The organism is Nocardia sp. KT25-26, from assembly GCF_056627695.1.
The window spans coordinates 5,579,083-5,593,265 of record NZ_CM152813.1 but is presented as its reverse complement, the minus strand read 5'-3'; the positions used below and the strand labels follow the sequence as shown (position 1 = coordinate 5,593,265).

Genomic DNA, 14,183 nt, shown 5'->3' with positions numbered 1-14,183 from the left:
GACCGTATGGCCGCCGGGCCGTCAATAGGGTGGACCGGCGGCGGCACAGTGCCCTGGCATCTAGAGTGGAGGCGGGGGCCGCAACCCCCGGGCTTCATGGCAGGCTGACGGCAGGTTCGTCACCGCGTACGCCCAGGTTGACCAGACACTGCGGCGTCTGTGGCCAGACTGTCGGAGCAGGAGAGTGAGGGAGCGATGTTCGAGAGGTTCACCGACCGCGCGAGGCGCGTCGTCGTCCTGGCCCAGGAAGAGGCCAGGATGCTCAACCACAACTACATCGGCACCGAGCACATCCTGCTTGGGTTGATCCACGAGGGCGAGGGTGTCGCGGCCAAGTCGCTGGAATCCCTCGGCATTTCGCTGGAGGGTGTGCGCAGCCAGGTGGAGGAGATCATCGGGCAGGGCCAGCAGGCGCCGTCCGGTCACATCCCGTTCACGCCGCGGGCGAAGAAGGTGCTGGAGCTGAGCCTGCGTGAGGCGCTGCAGCTCGGCCACAACTACATCGGCACCGAGCACATCCTGCTGGGTCTGATCCGAGAGGGCGAGGGCGTCGCCGCCCAGGTCCTGGTGAAGCTGGGCGCCGATCTCAACCGGGTGCGCCAGCAGGTCATCCAGCTGCTGTCCGGATACCAGGGCAAGGAACCGGTGGAGTCGGGCGCGCGCAGCGAGACCGGCACCCCGTCGACCTCGCTGGTGCTCGACCAGTTCGGCCGCAACCTCACCCAGGCGGCCCTGGAAGGCAAGCTGGACCCGGTCATCGGCCGCTCGAAGGAGATCGAGCGGGTCATGCAGGTGCTGTCCCGGCGCACCAAGAACAACCCGGTCCTGATCGGCGAGCCCGGTGTCGGTAAGACCGCCGTCGTGGAGGGCCTGGCGCAGGCCATCGTCAACGGCGAGGTTCCCGAGACGCTGAAGGACAAGCAGCTCTACACCCTGGACCTGGGGTCCCTGGTGGCGGGCAGCCGGTACCGCGGTGATTTCGAGGAGCGCCTGAAGAAGGTGCTCAAGGAGATCAACACGCGCGGCGACATCATCCTGTTCATCGACGAGCTGCACACCCTGGTGGGCGCCGGCGCGGCCGAGGGCGCCATCGATGCGGCCTCGATCCTGAAGCCGAAGCTGGCCCGCGGTGAGCTGCAGACCATCGGTGCCACCACCCTCGACGAGTACCGCAAGTACATCGAGAAGGATGCCGCCCTGGAGCGCCGCTTCCAGCCGGTGCAGGTGGGCGAGCCGACCGTCGAGCACACCGTCAACATCCTCAAGGGCCTGCGGGACCGCTACGAGGCGCATCACCGGGTGTCCATCACCGACGGTGCCTTGGTTGCCGCCGCGACCCTGGCCGACCGCTACATCAACGACCGCTTCCTGCCGGACAAGGCGATCGACCTGATCGACGAGGCCGGTGCCCGGATGCGGATCCGCCGGATGACCGCGCCGCCGGACCTGCGCGAGTTCGACGACAAGATCGCCGATGCCCGCCGGGAGAAAGAGTCCGCGATCGACGCGCAGGACTTCGAGAAGGCGGCCCGGCTGCGCGACAAGGAGAAGCAGCTGGTCGCGCAGCGCTCCGAGCGGGAGAAGCAGTGGCGTTCCGGTGACCTGGACGTCGTCGCCGAGGTCGACGACGAGCAGATCGCCGAGGTGCTGGCGAACTGGACCGGTATCCCGGTGTTCAAGCTCACCGAGGAGGAGACCACCCGGCTGCTCCGCATGGAGGACGAGCTGCACAAGCGGATCATCGGCCAGGAGGATGCGGTCAAGGCCGTGTCGAAGGCGATCCGCCGCACCCGGGCCGGGTTGAAGGATCCGAAGCGTCCGTCCGGTTCGTTCATCTTCGCCGGTCCGTCCGGTGTCGGTAAGACCGAGCTGTCCAAGGCGCTGGCGAACTTCCTGTTCGGCGACGACGATGCGCTCATCCAGATCGACATGGGCGAGTTCCACGACCGCTTCACCGCCTCGCGGCTGTTCGGTGCCCCTCCGGGCTACGTCGGCTACGAGGAGGGCGGCCAGCTCACCGAGAAGGTACGGCGCAAGCCGTTCTCGGTGGTGCTGTTCGACGAGATCGAGAAGGCACACCAGGAGATCTACAACACGCTCCTGCAGGTGCTCGAGGACGGCCGCCTGACCGACGGTCAGGGCCGTACGGTCGACTTCAAGAACACGGTGCTGATCTTCACCTCGAACCTGGGGACCGCCGACATCTCGAAGGCCGTGGGCCTCGGCTTCGCCGCCAAGGACGACACCAAGTCGAACTACGACCGGATGAAGGCGAAGGTCAACGACGAGCTGAAGAAGCACTTCCGCCCGGAGTTCCTGAACCGTATCGACGACGTGATCGTCTTCCACCAGCTCACCGACGAGCAGATCGTCGAGATGGTGGACCTGATGATCGACCGCGTCGCCACCCAGCTGCGGAACAAGGACATGGCGATCGAGCTCACCGAGACCGCCAAGAAGCTGCTCGCCAAGCGCGGCTTCGATCCGGTGCTCGGTGCCCGGCCGCTGCGTCGCACCATCCAGCGCGAGATCGAGGATCAGCTCTCGGAGAAGATCCTCTTCGGCGAGATCGGCCCCGGCCAGACCATCGAGGTCGATGTCGAGGGCTGGGACGGCGAAGGCCAGGGCGAGGACGCCAAGTTCACCTTCGCCGGTAAGGCGAAGCTGACCAAGGGCGACGACAAGGCCAAGCCGGAGGTGGTGCTGACCGGCGCCACCGAGAACCCGGAGGCTCCGGCCGCCGGCGAGTAGGTTCGGCACAGCAGGGTCGGCCCCGAGCGAACCGTTCGCTCGGGGCCGAAGCTTTCCGAACGGATTCCGCGCGCGCCGGCTGCGTCAGGCCGCGTCTGTTTTCTCGAAACGGGCGATCAGCCGCATCTCCAGCGCCTGGGCCAGTCGCTCGAGCATCCCGAGCGTAGGGGTACCGCCCCCGGACTCCAGCCTGGAAACATCGGGCTGATGCAGCCCTGCCCGGGTGGCGAGCTGCGATTGAGTCAGCCCGAGTTCGAGTCGGCGTTCCCGGATCGCGTTGGCAAGCTCGATGGCCAGGATCGCCTCAGCACGCCCAGCGCGGTACTCTGCGGTATCGAAGTCGGGGCTGCTCATCCGTTCACGCAGCAGATCCCTCATGGGCTGATGCTCAGTCATCTCGGGTCACCTCTCTCACGAAGCTGATCCGGGCATGCTCATGTTCTGCTTCGCATACCCGCTGGAGAACTTTGGCGCGCTCTACTTCCGCAGCCTCTCGCATTCGAGTCTTGCGGAAGACGGTCAGCAAGACAACACGCCGACCAGGAGCGATCCAGTAGGTGATGCGCATCTCCAGGGGGTGGAGGTGGAACCGAAGTTCGCGGACCTTCCCGCCCAGATTGCGGGACCAAGGTTCTCCCAGCGTGGTGGCTTGTTCTGCAAGCATGCCCACATGCACGTCGACACGACCGAACTGTCGCTCCGGTAGCGCACTCAGCCAGTTGGCAACCTCGGGTTCGAGCTCGATCGTGTACAAGTGCATAGCATCCATCCTATATAGGAAGGATGCTATGTCTCAAGAGTGAATGCTGTGGAGTACTCCGGTCGTTCGGGTCGTGTCAGGCCTGCTCGACGTGCAACGCAAGCGGCGATCATTCTGCTGTCGTCATGTTGCATTGATCGCGGGCGAGTGTTGCTCTGAAGAGGCGTCGGACGCGTCGTCCAGATCGCTGTGCAACGGCAGACGGGCCGCGACACGGAATCCGCCGGTGGGTCGGGGGCCGGCGGTCAGGGCGCCACCGAGCATGTGCGCGCGTTCCCGCATCCCGATGATGTCGTTGCCGCTGGGGGCCGACTGCGTCAGAGCTGGATGACCCGGGTATTCGGTGACACCTGCGCTGCTGCTCTGGCCAACCGGCGGTCGAGGGTGGCGAGTGGGGCGTCATAGGTCGCCGCGACCGCCAGATATCCGGCGTCGTAGATGGATACGTTGTGGCGCATCGCCCAGGTGGTGTGCAGCAGCGTGGCATCCGTCTCGGGATATTCGATTTCCATCGATGCCAGCGTCCAAACGGCGGCATCGGCGTCGGCTTCGGGCATCCGCTCGCAGCGCACCTGTTTCTGGATCGTGCGCATCACCTCCATCGGCATATGCGCCGGCGCCGCCCAGCTGTCCTCGTCGAACACCGTCGCGCGGGCGGCGTCGCCCTGGGGTGATTTGCTGACCAGCGCCATCACCATGACGCTGGCGTCGACGACGATCATTCGCCGCCCTCGCGCAGCTGCCGGATCTCCGCGACGACTTCGTCTGCCGTGAGGTCGAGGTTGCGGTGTTCGGCCAGCTTTTCGATCAGCTGCCGGTTTCGTTCCGCCCGGAACTCGCGCTCCAGTAGTGCACGTAGGTAGACCTGGGTCGACTGTCCGCGTGCGGCCGCACGGGCGGCGAGTGCATCCCGGACTTCCTCGGGTACGTCCTTGATCTGGATCGCAACAGCCATGCGGCCAGCGTACATGTGAATGTCATGTGCATGCTACTGGTGGACCAGCCCGGATTCCGCTTCGTCGTCGAGATCGCTGTGCAACGGCAGGCGGGCCGCTACCCGGAATCCGCCGGTGGGACGGGGGCCGGCGGTCAGGGCGCCACCGAGCATGTGCGCGCGTTCCCGCATCCCGATGATGCCGTTGCCGCCGGTGCCGCCCGCTCGCGTGCCTGTTTCGGCGGCTCGGCCGTTGTCGACGGTGATGTCGACGCTGCCGGCCGTGTAGCGCAGGGTGACCTTCGCGGTGGCGCCGGGCGCGTGCCGGACCACATTGGTCAGCGATTCCTGGATGATCCGGGCTGCGGCCACATCGATCACCGTGGGCAGGGGGTGGGCGGTACCGATGACCCGGGTCTGCACCGGCAGCCCGTGCTCTCGTACCCGCTGCAGCAGTGCGTCCAGATCGGCGATGCTGGGCGCCGGCATCCGCGCCGCGGGCGTGGTGACCGGTTCCGGTTCCGGTGCCGGTTCGGGAGCGGGCTCGGAATCGGGCTCGGCGAGTGGTTCCGGTGGCGCCGGTTCCGCCGGAGGCGGGGGTGCGGCGGCGGCCTGGGCGCGAATCGAATGCAGCAGCGTATGCACCTCGGCCAGGGCGTCTTTGGAGGTCACCTTGATGGTGGCCAGTGCCGCGGCGGCCTGGTCGGGTTTCCGGTCGAACAGTTCCAGCGCCACCGAGGACTGCACGTTGATCAGGGACAGGCTGTGTGCCAGCACATCGTGCAGTTCGCGGGCGATGGTGAGCCGTTCCTCGGTGGCGGCCCGCTCCCGGCGGTGCTCCTCCTCCCGGCGGGCGGCTTCGGCGCGCTGGGCACGGGCGGCCGCGATCGCCGTGCGTTGCCGGAGGAATTCGGTCGTCGCGACCAGCAGGGTCAGCCAGGCGAGCATCCCGAGCACCGGCCACACCTCGGTGTGCAGTCCGAACACCATCGGCAGCGGCCAGACCAGGCCGAGGAAGCCGATCACGACCAGCGGATAGGTGAGCCATCGGGAGCCACGGGAACCGGCGGTGAGGAAGGCGATGATCAGGGAAACGAAGATCGGCCCGTACCCGTAGCCGAGGCTGACATAGGCCGCGCAGGCCGCGAAGCTGATCAGCAGCACCGGTTCCGGCCACCGCCGCCGGGCGATCAGCGCGACCGGACCGGCCAGCAGCAGCGCGTAACCGAGCAGGTCCAGGGACCGGACCCCGTCCTGATGCAGGTTCGCGGCCCGGCCACCCAGCACCTGGACGACCGCGACGACCACGGCCGGGCCGAGATCGAGCAGGAGCGAGCGGCGAACCGAATCGATCGGTCCGAACAACCGGTTGCCAGGCGCCTTCACGCATGACAGCCTAACGCCGGAACCAGCGGTGGCAGTGGGTAAACTCCGGTGATGGACCAGCCCGTTCGTATCCCGGATCTGTCCGCTCGGCCACATGAACTCACCGTGGAACGAGTGATGAAGGCGTCGCCGAGCCTGCTGTATGCGGCCTGGACGCAGGGTCTCGACCTGTGGCTGGCGGCGCCCGATTCGGTGCTGATGCGCCCCGCTGTCAACGAACCGCTGTACTTCGAAACCGAATTCGAGGGCAAGCGGAATCCGCACTACGGCCGGACGCTGCGGCTGGAGCCGAACCGGCTCGTCGAGTTCACCTGGGTCACCACCGCCACCGAAGGCGTGGAGACGGTGGTGACCGTGGACCTGCTCAAGCAGCCCAGGGGAATCCGACTGCGGCTGCGGCATGCCGGGTTCCCCACCGCCGCAGTGCGGGACCTGCATGAGCAGGTCTGGCCCGGGATCCTGGAACGGCTCGACGAGCGGACTTCCGCCGTCGTCGCGGGCGAGTAGGTTCGAACCCGAGCACTTCCACCCTCGAAACGAAAGGATCGCGATGCCCACACGTACCGCGCGCACCCTCTGGGCCGGTGGCCTGCAGGACGGTTCCGGCCAGGTCGAACTCGTGAGCTCCAGCGTCGGCAAGTACGACGTGTCGTTCCCGAAGCGCACGGCCGACGAGGCCGGCGGCACCACCAGCCCCGAGGAGCTGCTGGCGGCCTCGCACGCCTCCTGCTACTCGATGGCGCTGTCCAACGAGATCGCGAATGCCGGTGGCACGCCGGAGAGTCTGGATGTCACGGCCGATGTGACGCTGGGCCCGGACCCGGCCGGTGGATTCCGGATCGGCAAGATCAAACTGACCGTCCGGGTGGTTGCACCGGGTCTCACCGATGAGGGCTTCTTCGCCGCCGCCACCGCGGCCAAGGACGGCTGCCCGATCAGCAAGGCGCTCGCCGGAGTGGGCGAGATCGAGCTCGACGCCGCATTGGTCTGACCCGCCCGGTCGAGACATTCCGATGCCCTGCCGCCGTATGCGGCAGGGCATCGTGGCGTCCGGGTCCTCATCGGCGCCGGAAGTGCCCGCGAGCGCCGGGGGCGTACATCGCCGCGACCGCAACCAGCACCGCCAGGATGTGCACCACCCGGCAGCCGACGAGCACCGCCGAGTATCCGGACAGCTCCAGGAACGGGTCGCGGAGCCGTTGCGCGGACAACAGCACCGCGAGCGGTTCGACGGTCAGCGAAGCGGTGCCGACGACTCCGAGTCCCAGGGTGAGCGCCCTTCGAGCGGTGCGGCCCCCGGCGGCCATCCGAATCGCGACAGCCGCAACCACCAGGTAGATCGCCACCCGCAACAGCAGGCCGGGCAGCCGGTCGGTGAACGCGCCGCCGTCCCGGGCAGTCCGGAGCAATGTCTCGACGACACCCGCGCCGAGCGCGGTGAGGATCGCGAAGTAGGCGAGCGAGACCGGCCGGGGTCTCGGGATCGGTCCGGCGACGGTCGGTGCCATAGCGGAAGCCGGTGGCGCGAAGGAGATCATGACTTCGACGATGGCTGCCCGGCAGCGCGGACCGAATCACCCGCGGGTAGCAGTTCGGCTCGATACCGGGGTACCGGGCCGGATCTAGGCAGGCACGGTGGCCGGGTCCGCGGCCCTTCGCTGGGTGAGCTGGGTCAGGACTGCGAAACTCAGGCCGAGGGCGGCCCACAGCGTGGTGGCCTGTGCCAGCGAGGCCACCCGGAACTGCCAGAGCAGGCTCGCCGGGAAGTCGGCGGATACTTCGTCCACGCCCGGGAGCAGCACGTAGCCGAGCGTCACGACGACCAGGAACGCCCCCAGGGCGCCCGACCAGCGCAGTGACTCGAACTGGGCCGCGAGTGCCCGGTGGACCAGGACCGCTGCGCCGACCGCGACCAGTCCGAGCAGCACGGCGGCGACCCACAGCCAGGTGCGGTCGTTGATCGTCTCCGGATCACCCACCGCGGGCGGGTTGGCCGGGTATTTGAAGAACGGCACCGCGACGATCGCCGTCCAGCCGACTACGGCCAGGCCCACCGACAATCGCTGTGCGGCGAGATCGGTGTGCCGCCGGGCCAGGTTCGCGGCCAGCGCGAACAATGCACCGAACGCCATCCCGGACAGGCCGAGCCCGAGGAACAGCCCGAACTTCTGCCCGGAGCGGCTGACCAGCGGCTCCTCCTCGTCGCCGTGACTGTGTCCGGACGATTCCCCGGCGCCGTGGCTGTGGCCACCGGACTCCGGTGCGGCAGCTTCCTCCAGTGCGATGGCGGCCTCGATATGCGGCTCGCCGACGAAGAATCCCACTGTCGCGGCCAGCAGACCGGCGATGAGGCCGGCCAGCAGGCCGCGCAGCAGGAGGGTACGCAGGGTTCCCGTCAGTGGCACGGAACCCCCAGCAGGTGTCGCCCGTCGTGCATCAGCTCATGCATGAACATCCCGGTACGGGAGACCGCGCCCTGGTCGAAACCGACCAGGTAGAGCGTCAGCAGGGCGAGCAGTACGACACCCACTGTGATGAGCACAGTGCTCAATTGATCCAGTCCGGCGGAGCGGCTGGGCGAATGTGCGATGGCCATTCGGGTCCTCCTCCCGGGATGCGCGTCCCGGTCGAGTGGTCGGGCGCGAAGGTGCCGGTATCTGGCTCTCCGGCACCGGGGAACCGGTACGTGGATTACAGTGGCGCGACCGCTCCGGACTCACACCGGAATTCCCGCACACCCTCGCACAATTACCTCAGAACTGTGACAGGCCCAGCCGCCGTCGTCAACAGGGTGCGCAGTATCCAGGCCGGTCAGGGCTTCGCGGGGACGTCCAGGACCACCTCGAACTCCAGCAGGGATGCCCCGGTGGACACCGGCTTCGGCCGCTCGCCCTCGCCGCCCTGCCCGGCGTGTGCGGCGCGGGCCGGGCCGTCGCGCCAGGCGGCGAACGACTCCTCCGAATCCCACTGCGTCACCACGAAATACCGGTCGTCGCCGGCCACCGGGCGGAGCAATTGGAAGCCGAGGAAGCCCGGCGAGTTCTCCACCGCGTGCGCGCGGGCGGCGAACCGCTTCTCCAGTTCGGGGCCTGCGCCCTCCGGGATCTCGATCGCATTGATCTTCACAACAGCCATAACCGAACTGTAGTGATGTGCCGGGGGACCGGCGCTGCGGGCACAATCGGGCGGGTGTTGTACGACGAGGGTGGTGCGGGCAGTCCGATCCTGCTGCTGCACGGATTGATGGGCAGTGCGCGCACCTGGAGTGATCATCTGGACTGGTTCCGCGGCTTCGGCCACGTCTACACCTTCGACGCCGCCGGACACGGCCGCCGGCCACCGGCCGAACTCACCACCGAGGCGTTCGTGGCGGACCTGGCCGCGGCCACCGAAGCCATTGCCGAACCCGCGGTGCTGGTCGGGCATTCGATGGGGGCATTGCACGGATGGGTGTACGCCGCCGCCCACCCGGACCGGGTCCGCGCACTGGTCGTGGAGGACATCGCCCCGGATTTCACCGGCCGCACGGCCGCGCATTGGGCGGCGATGATGCACGCCTGGCCGCAGCCGTTCCCCGACGAGCGGGCCGTGCTGGACTACTTCGGGCCGATTGCCGGCCGCTATTTCGTGCGGGCCTTCGCCGCCGGGCCGGACGGGTACCGGCTGCACGGTTCGGTGGACACCTTCCGCGACATCTCCGAGGAGTGGGGCGTCCGGGACTTCTGGTCCGAATGGCGGTCGCTCACCGTCCCGGCGTTGCTGCTGGAGGGCGAGCACACCATCACCCCGCCGGGGCAGATGCGGGAGATGGCGCGAATGCATCCGGACGCCGAATACGTGTGGGTCGCCGGGGCCGGGCATCTGGTGCACGACGAGCAGCCGGAGCGTTACCGCGAGTCCGTCGGCGCCTTCCTGCGGAAGGTGCTCGGCTGATGGCGGGTCAGGCGGATCCTTCGCCCGCCAAGGCGAACAGGCCGTCGTCGGTCTGCTCGATCAGCCCGTCGACCAGCAGGGAATCCAGTGCGCGGTCCCGCTGGCCGGGATCGCGGGTCCAGGCCAGATCCAGCCGGACCCGCTCCACCGGCCCGTGGGCGTCGCGCAGCACGTCCAGCAGTCGGCCCCGGGCCTGCCGGTCGGTGCCCTCGTACTTCTGCGTGCGCCGCGTCGTCGGTGCGACCGGTTTCCCGGCGGCCACCCAGGCACAGCTGGGCAGCGGACACCCGGCGCAGTCGGGGGTGCGGGCGGTGCAGACCGTCGCGCCCAGCTCCATCAGCGCCGCCGAGAAGCGGGCTGCGGTCGGCACGTCCGCGGGCAGCAGTGCCTCGGTCTCCCGGAGATCACGGGCGGCCGGATTGCCCGCCTCGCCGCGGCCGTGTACCGCCCGGGCCACGACTCGGCGGACATTCGTATCGACCACCGGTACCCGCTGCCCGTAGGCGAAGCAGGCGACCGCGCGAGCGGTGTAGTCCCCGATACCGGGCAGTCCCAGCAGGACCTCGACGTCGTCGGGCACCTGATCGCCGTGCTCGGTGGCCAGCACCCGGGCGCATTCGTGCAGGCGCAGTGCCCGCCGGGGATAGCCCAGCTTGCCCCACGCCCGCAGGACCTCACCTTGTGGGGATGCAGCCATTGCCGACGGCACCGGCCAGCGCCGTACCCATTCCCGCCAGATCGGCTCCACCCGGGCCACCGGGGTCTGCTGCAGCATGATCTCGCTCATCAGGATGTGCCAGGCGGTCGCCTCCGGTCGCCGCCACGGCAGGTCACGGGCGGTTCGGCCGTACCAGTCGACCAGCACCCCGGGGTCGATCGCGGTCTCGCTTCGCATTTCTCCCACTACGTTCGATCGACCTCACCGTGCCGGCGGCGTCACCGTCAGATGACATTTTCGGACCCGTAACGAAGTGAACTCGCTGGTAGTCCCCTTCGATGTGCACAATGGTCGGTATGCCTGGTTCCAATCCGATAAGTGCCTGGAAGTCCCTCCGCGAGGGCAATGAGCGCTTCGTCAACGGCACGCTGCTGCATCCTAGTCAGGGCGCCGCCGACCGAGCCAAGCTCGTCGGGGGCCAGCATCCGCATGCCATCCTGTTCGGCTGTGGCGATTCGCGAGTGGCCGCCGAGCTGATCTTCGATCAGGGCCTCGGCGATATGTTCGTGGTGCGGACCGCCGGACATGTCATCGACGAATCGGTGCTCGGCTCCATCGAGTTCGGGGTCGAGGTACTGAACTCACCGCTGATCGTGGTACTCGGCCACGACAGCTGCGGAGCCGTCAAGGCCACGATCAACGCCCTCGACGGCGGTGAGGTGCCCGGTGGGCACATCCGCAGCATCGTCGAGCGGGTCACCCCGTCCATCCTGCTCGGCCGCCGCGACGGCCTCACCGGCGTGGACGAACTGGAAGCCCGGCATGTCGAGGAGACCAGCCGGTTGCTGATGGAACGGTCCACGACGATCGCCGAGCGAGTGCGGGCGGGACGGTGCGCCATCGCGTCGGTCACCTATCAGCTCGCCGACGGGCGGGCACAGTTGCGCAGCGTGGTCGGCGACGTCGGCGAGGCCGCCTGAGACTCGACACGCCGAGGTGCTCGAGCGCACTTCGTCGTGGTGCGCTTACCGTTGAAGCGTGCTGGAACCGACTGGACCGCTGCCTCCGCAGATCTACTGGCGCCGTCGCGCACTCGCCATCGGCGTCCTCGTCCTGGCCGTCGTCGTGATCGTCTGGCTGGCGGTCATGGTGTCCCGCGGCGGGGGCTCCGGTGGTGCGGACGACGGTGCGGTGGCGGCCGCGTCGACGAGCGCGACCACCTCGAGCACCGCGGCCGAGCCGACCGAGGAGGCCACGAGCACCACTGCCGGTGCCGAAACCACGACCACCACCTCGGCCGAACCGGAACCGGCTGTGCACGAACAGTGCACCGACCAGTCGCTCGCCCTGAAGGTGAGTCCGGCCCAGCCGAGCTACCGGGTGGGCGCCGAGCCGGTGTTCGACATCGTGGTCACCAACATCTCCTCGGCGCCGTGTGTGCGTGACACCGGTTCCGGGCTGCAGCAGGCGGCGGTGTACACCATCGACGGTCAGCGTCGGCTCTGGTCGAGCAGCGACTGCTACCCGGACGGGGAGCCCGATATGCGCACCCTGCAGCCCGGCGAACAGGCGGCCTTCACCGTCACCTGGTCCGGCACCACCTCGCAGCCCGAATGCGCCGGTGAGCGGCTGCCGGTGCCCGCCGGGGCGTACACCGTGGTGGCGAGCCTGGGCGCGATCAGCAGCGCGCCGGAACCGTTCAACCTGGTGTAGCTCGCCGACGGCTCAGGTTCCGGGCAGCAGCAGTGCCGTGGCGAAGGCGGCGATGCCTTCACCACGCCCGGTGAGTCCGAGCCCGTCACTGGTCGTGCCCGATACCGAAACGGGCGCTCCCAGCAGTTCGCTCAACACCTGCTGAGCTTCGGCGCGGCGCGGCCCGATCTTGGGCCGGTTCCCGATGATCTGCACCGCGGCATTGCCGATCCCGAAACCCGCCTCGGTGAGCAGCCGGCGCACCTCGGTGAGCATCTGAGCGCCGGTGACCCCGGCCCACTCCGGCCGGCCGACGCCGAACACCGCACCGACATCGCCCAGCCCGGCCGCAGAGAGCAGCGCATCGCACAGCGCATGCACAGCGACATCGCCGTCGGAATGGCCGGCGCATCCGTCGGCCTCCGGAAACAGCAGCCCCGCCATCCAGCAGGGCCGGCCGGGTTCGACCGGATGCACATCCGTCCCGATCCCGACGACGTTGGTACGCGGAGTTCCGTAGCCCGGTGTGCGTTCTACCGACGCCTGCGTTTCCGTTTGCTCGGGCGTTTCGGGGCCGGCCGCTTGTTCGGCAGCTGCGGCAGCCCGGCGGGGTGGCCTCGGCCGCGTAACCGGGTCGGCCGCGCCGGTGCGCTCGGCCAGCAATGCGGTCGCCTGCTGCAGATCCAGCGGCGTGGTGATCTTGAAAGCGAGCGGATCGCCGGGCACCGTGTGCACCGGCACGCCGGACCTCTCCACCAGACCGGCGTCATCCGTTGCGGTCACCTCGGAGGCGTAGGCGCGGCGGAGCACTTCGGCGCCGAAGCCCTGCGGCGTCTGGATCGCCCGCAGCACGGACCGGTCGGGCGTGCCGGTCACCGTACCTGCGCCATCCACCGACTTGACCGTATCGACCACCGGAAGGGCCGGCACCACGGCGGCCCGCCCGGAACGCACTTCCGCCGCGATCCGGGCGATCAGCGCGGGCGGCGTCAAGGCTCGAGCAGCGTCGTGGACCAGGAAGCCGGCCGCCTCGGGCACCGCCTCGATGCCCGCCCGGACCGAATCGGTGCGCTCGGCACCACCTGCCACGACCTGGATCGGCACTGCGGAATCGCGCAGCAGGTCGGCCGCCCGCGCCCGCAGCTCCTCCGGAACGATCACCACGATCTCATCGATCGCACCGGAAGCGATCAACCCTTCGACAGCGAGGGTGATCATAGGTGTGCCGCCGACCGCGACGAACGCCTTGGGAGTCGATTCTCCCAGTCGCACGCCACGCCCGGCGGCAGGAACCAGAGCAACTATCGGACCGTCACCCGGACGGCCCGTGTCGTCAGAGGTATTCACGAGTAGCGGACGCTACCGCCTCGCTCAGGAGGCCGCAGCGAGCACCTCGTCGAGCAGCGACTCGGCCTTACCGTCGTCGGTGCCCTCGGCGAGCGCGAGCTCACCGACCAGGATCTGCCGTGCCTTCGCCAGCATGCGCTTCTCGCCGGCCGACAGGCCACGATCCTGCTCACGGCGCCACAGGTCGCGCACGACCTCGGCCACCTTGTTCACATCACCGGAAGCCAGCTTCTCCAGATTCGCCTTGTACCGGCGAGACCAGTTGGTGGGTTCCTCGGTATGCGGTGCGCGCAGCACCTGGAAGACGCGGTCGAGACCTTCTTGACCGACTACGTCGCGAACACCGACATATTCGGCGTTCTCTGCAGGAACCCGAACAGTCAGGTCACCCTGGGCGACCTTCAGGACCAGATACTCTTTCTGTACACCCTTGATGGTGCGAGTCTCGATAGCTTCGATCAGCGCCGCTCCGTGGTGGGGGTAAACGACGGTGTCTCCGACCTTAAAAATCATGTGTCCCGTGCCCCTTTCGATGTTCACAGTTTAACATGCGACTCGGTAACGGCGCGATCAACGGTGCAGGTCAGGGCCACAACTAGGGCACCGTAGGGCTTGACATCAACTTCTTGTTGTGCATCTGCTTGTCCCGGAACGGGTTAACGCCCAGCTCGGGCAACATCGATCGGACGAGCCGCACCCGGCACTCGACCGGCAACCCCGCC

Annotated in this window: 18 protein-coding genes, 1 pseudogene and 1 riboswitch; of the genes and pseudogenes, 6 read left to right on the top strand and 13 right to left on the bottom strand. The window is 68.3% G+C overall.

All coding sequences use genetic code 11. The features are described from left to right. Window positions 1-195: 195 nt before the first annotated feature. Window positions 196-2,751 carry an ATP-dependent Clp protease ATP-binding subunit gene (locus AC1HFH_RS25345; protein WP_480245290.1) on the top strand — a complete coding sequence of 852 codons (2,556 nt, stop codon included), beginning with the start codon at window positions 196-198 and terminating at the stop codon, window positions 2,749-2,751. An 84-nt stretch (window positions 2,752-2,835) separates the two neighbouring features. Here AC1HFH_RS25345 and AC1HFH_RS25340 read toward each other — a convergent pair whose 3' ends face one another. The 5 genes from AC1HFH_RS25340 to AC1HFH_RS25320 form a co-directional block, all read right to left on the bottom strand. Beyond that, a complete protein-coding gene (locus AC1HFH_RS25340; RefSeq protein WP_480245289.1) occupies window positions 2,836-3,147 on the bottom strand; it encodes a helix-turn-helix domain-containing protein in 312 nt (103 codons plus the stop codon). Next, on the bottom strand, window positions 3,140-3,511 hold the full coding sequence (locus tag AC1HFH_RS25335) for a type II toxin-antitoxin system RelE/ParE family toxin (RefSeq protein WP_480245288.1): 372 nt from the start codon (window positions 3,509-3,511) through the stop codon (window positions 3,140-3,142). Before AC1HFH_RS25335 ends, AC1HFH_RS25340 begins: the two co-directional genes overlap by 8 nt. 317 nt (window positions 3,512-3,828) lie before the next feature. Continuing rightward, window positions 3,829-4,233, bottom strand: a complete 405-nt coding sequence (locus AC1HFH_RS25330) for a type II toxin-antitoxin system VapC family toxin (RefSeq protein WP_480245287.1) — start codon at window positions 4,231-4,233, stop codon at window positions 3,829-3,831. Then, on the bottom strand, window positions 4,230-4,466 hold the full coding sequence (locus AC1HFH_RS25325; protein WP_480245286.1) for a FitA-like ribbon-helix-helix domain-containing protein: 237 nt from the start codon (window positions 4,464-4,466) through the stop codon (window positions 4,230-4,232). Before AC1HFH_RS25325 ends, AC1HFH_RS25330 begins: the two co-directional genes overlap by 4 nt. A 33-nt stretch (window positions 4,467-4,499) precedes the next feature. Continuing rightward, window positions 4,500-5,831: a sensor histidine kinase gene (locus AC1HFH_RS25320; RefSeq protein ID WP_480245285.1), complete on the bottom strand. Its 1,332-nt coding sequence runs from the start codon at window positions 5,829-5,831 to the stop codon at window positions 4,500-4,502. 51 nt (window positions 5,832-5,882) lie between these two features. Between AC1HFH_RS25320 and AC1HFH_RS25315 the strand changes: the two genes are divergently transcribed. Beyond that, window positions 5,883-6,338, top strand: coding sequence for an SRPBCC family protein (locus AC1HFH_RS25315; protein ID WP_480245284.1), 456 nt, complete (start codon window positions 5,883-5,885; stop codon window positions 6,336-6,338). Between the two features lie 43 nt (window positions 6,339-6,381). Continuing rightward, window positions 6,382-6,822: an OsmC family peroxiredoxin gene (locus AC1HFH_RS25310; RefSeq protein ID WP_480245283.1), complete on the top strand. Its 441-nt coding sequence runs from the start codon at window positions 6,382-6,384 to the stop codon at window positions 6,820-6,822. Window positions 6,823-6,889: 67 nt separating this feature from the next. Here AC1HFH_RS25310 and AC1HFH_RS25305 read toward each other — a convergent pair whose 3' ends face one another. The 4 genes from AC1HFH_RS25305 to AC1HFH_RS25290 all read right to left on the bottom strand — a co-directional run bounded on the left by AC1HFH_RS25305 (window position 6,890) and on the right by AC1HFH_RS25290 (window position 8,966). Next, complete coding sequence (locus AC1HFH_RS25305; RefSeq protein ID WP_480245282.1) at window positions 6,890-7,369, bottom strand: hypothetical protein; 480 nt, start codon at window positions 7,367-7,369, stop codon at window positions 6,890-6,892. An 84-nt stretch (window positions 7,370-7,453) separates the two neighbouring features. Then, window positions 7,454-8,236 carry a CbtA family protein gene (locus AC1HFH_RS25300; protein WP_480245281.1) on the bottom strand — a complete coding sequence of 261 codons (783 nt, stop codon included), beginning with the start codon at window positions 8,234-8,236 and terminating at the stop codon, window positions 7,454-7,456. Continuing rightward, a complete protein-coding gene (locus AC1HFH_RS25295) occupies window positions 8,227-8,427 on the bottom strand; it encodes a CbtB domain-containing protein (RefSeq protein ID WP_480245280.1) in 201 nt (66 codons plus the stop codon). Before AC1HFH_RS25295 ends, AC1HFH_RS25300 begins: the two co-directional genes overlap by 10 nt. Window positions 8,428-8,462: 35 nt before the next feature. Next, window positions 8,463-8,586: riboswitch (cobalamin riboswitch) on the bottom strand. Window positions 8,587-8,642: 56 nt separating this feature from the next. After that, window positions 8,643-8,966: an antibiotic biosynthesis monooxygenase family protein gene (locus AC1HFH_RS25290; protein ID WP_480245279.1), complete on the bottom strand. Its 324-nt coding sequence runs from the start codon at window positions 8,964-8,966 to the stop codon at window positions 8,643-8,645. Between the two features lie 54 nt (window positions 8,967-9,020). On the opposite strand from AC1HFH_RS25290, the gene AC1HFH_RS25285 reads away from it, so the two are divergent. Next, window positions 9,021-9,764, top strand: coding sequence for an alpha/beta fold hydrolase (locus AC1HFH_RS25285; RefSeq protein WP_480245278.1), 744 nt, complete (start codon window positions 9,021-9,023; stop codon window positions 9,762-9,764). A 7-nt stretch (window positions 9,765-9,771) separates the two neighbouring features. On the opposite strand, the gene AC1HFH_RS25280 is transcribed toward AC1HFH_RS25285, so the two are convergent. Beyond that, window positions 9,772-10,659, bottom strand: coding sequence for an HhH-GPD family protein (locus tag AC1HFH_RS25280; protein WP_480245277.1), 888 nt, complete (start codon window positions 10,657-10,659; stop codon window positions 9,772-9,774). A gap of 119 nt (window positions 10,660-10,778) precedes the next feature. On the opposite strand from AC1HFH_RS25280, the gene AC1HFH_RS25275 reads away from it, so the two are divergent. Then, window positions 10,779-11,402 (top strand): carbonic anhydrase, encoded by a 624-nt coding sequence (locus tag AC1HFH_RS25275; protein WP_480245276.1) that lies wholly within the window; start codon window positions 10,779-10,781, stop codon window positions 11,400-11,402. A gap of 58 nt (window positions 11,403-11,460) precedes the next feature. Continuing rightward, window positions 11,461-12,135, top strand: coding sequence for a hypothetical protein (locus AC1HFH_RS25270; RefSeq protein WP_480245275.1), 675 nt, complete (start codon window positions 11,461-11,463; stop codon window positions 12,133-12,135). Window positions 12,136-12,147: 12 nt separating this feature from the next. Here AC1HFH_RS25270 and ispF read toward each other — a convergent pair whose 3' ends face one another. From ispF to carD, 3 genes and pseudogenes are all read right to left on the bottom strand, one after another. Further along, window positions 12,148-12,558, bottom strand: coding sequence for a 2-C-methyl-D-erythritol 2,4-cyclodiphosphate synthase (gene ispF / locus AC1HFH_RS25265; protein ID WP_480247972.1), 411 nt, complete (start codon window positions 12,556-12,558; stop codon window positions 12,148-12,150). A 207-nt stretch (window positions 12,559-12,765) separates the two neighbouring features. Beyond that, window positions 12,766-13,461, bottom strand: a pseudogene (ispD, locus tag AC1HFH_RS25260) (2-C-methyl-D-erythritol 4-phosphate cytidylyltransferase); the annotation flags it as partial. Between the two features lie 24 nt (window positions 13,462-13,485). Further along, window positions 13,486-13,974, bottom strand: a complete 489-nt coding sequence (gene carD / locus AC1HFH_RS25255; protein ID WP_019044685.1) for an RNA polymerase-binding transcription factor CarD — start codon at window positions 13,972-13,974, stop codon at window positions 13,486-13,488. Window positions 13,975-14,183: the final 209 nt, after the last annotated feature.

What these genes read in the sequence shown, in the direction of transcription:
- AC1HFH_RS25345 (WP_480245290.1), top strand. Translation starts at nt 196, where the DNA reads ATGTTCGAGAGGTTCACCGACCGCGCGAGGCGCGTCGTCGTCCTGGCC.
- AC1HFH_RS25340 (WP_480245289.1), bottom strand. Translation starts at nt 3,147, where the DNA reads ATGACTGAGCATCAGCCCATGAGGGATCTGCTGCGTGAACGGATGAGC.
- AC1HFH_RS25335 (WP_480245288.1), bottom strand. Translation starts at nt 3,511, where the DNA reads ATGCACTTGTACACGATCGAGCTCGAACCCGAGGTTGCCAACTGGCTG.
- AC1HFH_RS25330 (WP_480245287.1), bottom strand. Translation starts at nt 4,233, where the DNA reads ATGATCGTCGTCGACGCCAGCGTCATGGTGATGGCGCTGGTCAGCAAA.
- AC1HFH_RS25325 (WP_480245286.1), bottom strand. Translation starts at nt 4,466, where the DNA reads ATGGCTGTTGCGATCCAGATCAAGGACGTACCCGAGGAAGTCCGGGAT.
- AC1HFH_RS25315 (WP_480245284.1), top strand. Translation starts at nt 5,883, where the DNA reads ATGGACCAGCCCGTTCGTATCCCGGATCTGTCCGCTCGGCCACATGAA.
- AC1HFH_RS25310 (WP_480245283.1), top strand. Translation starts at nt 6,382, where the DNA reads ATGCCCACACGTACCGCGCGCACCCTCTGGGCCGGTGGCCTGCAGGAC.
- AC1HFH_RS25305 (WP_480245282.1), bottom strand. Translation starts at nt 7,369, where the DNA reads ATGATCTCCTTCGCGCCACCGGCTTCCGCTATGGCACCGACCGTCGCC.
- AC1HFH_RS25295 (WP_480245280.1), bottom strand. Translation starts at nt 8,427, where the DNA reads ATGGCCATCGCACATTCGCCCAGCCGCTCCGCCGGACTGGATCAATTG.
- AC1HFH_RS25290 (WP_480245279.1), bottom strand. Translation starts at nt 8,966, where the DNA reads ATGGCTGTTGTGAAGATCAATGCGATCGAGATCCCGGAGGGCGCAGGC.
- AC1HFH_RS25280 (WP_480245277.1), bottom strand. Translation starts at nt 10,659, where the DNA reads ATGCGAAGCGAGACCGCGATCGACCCCGGGGTGCTGGTCGACTGGTAC.
- AC1HFH_RS25275 (WP_480245276.1), top strand. Translation starts at nt 10,779, where the DNA reads ATGCCTGGTTCCAATCCGATAAGTGCCTGGAAGTCCCTCCGCGAGGGC.
- ispF (WP_480247972.1), bottom strand. Translation starts at nt 12,558, where the DNA reads ATGGCGGGGCTGCTGTTTCCGGAGGCCGACGGATGCGCCGGCCATTCC.
- carD (WP_019044685.1), bottom strand. Translation starts at nt 13,974, where the DNA reads ATGATTTTTAAGGTCGGAGACACCGTCGTTTACCCCCACCACGGAGCG.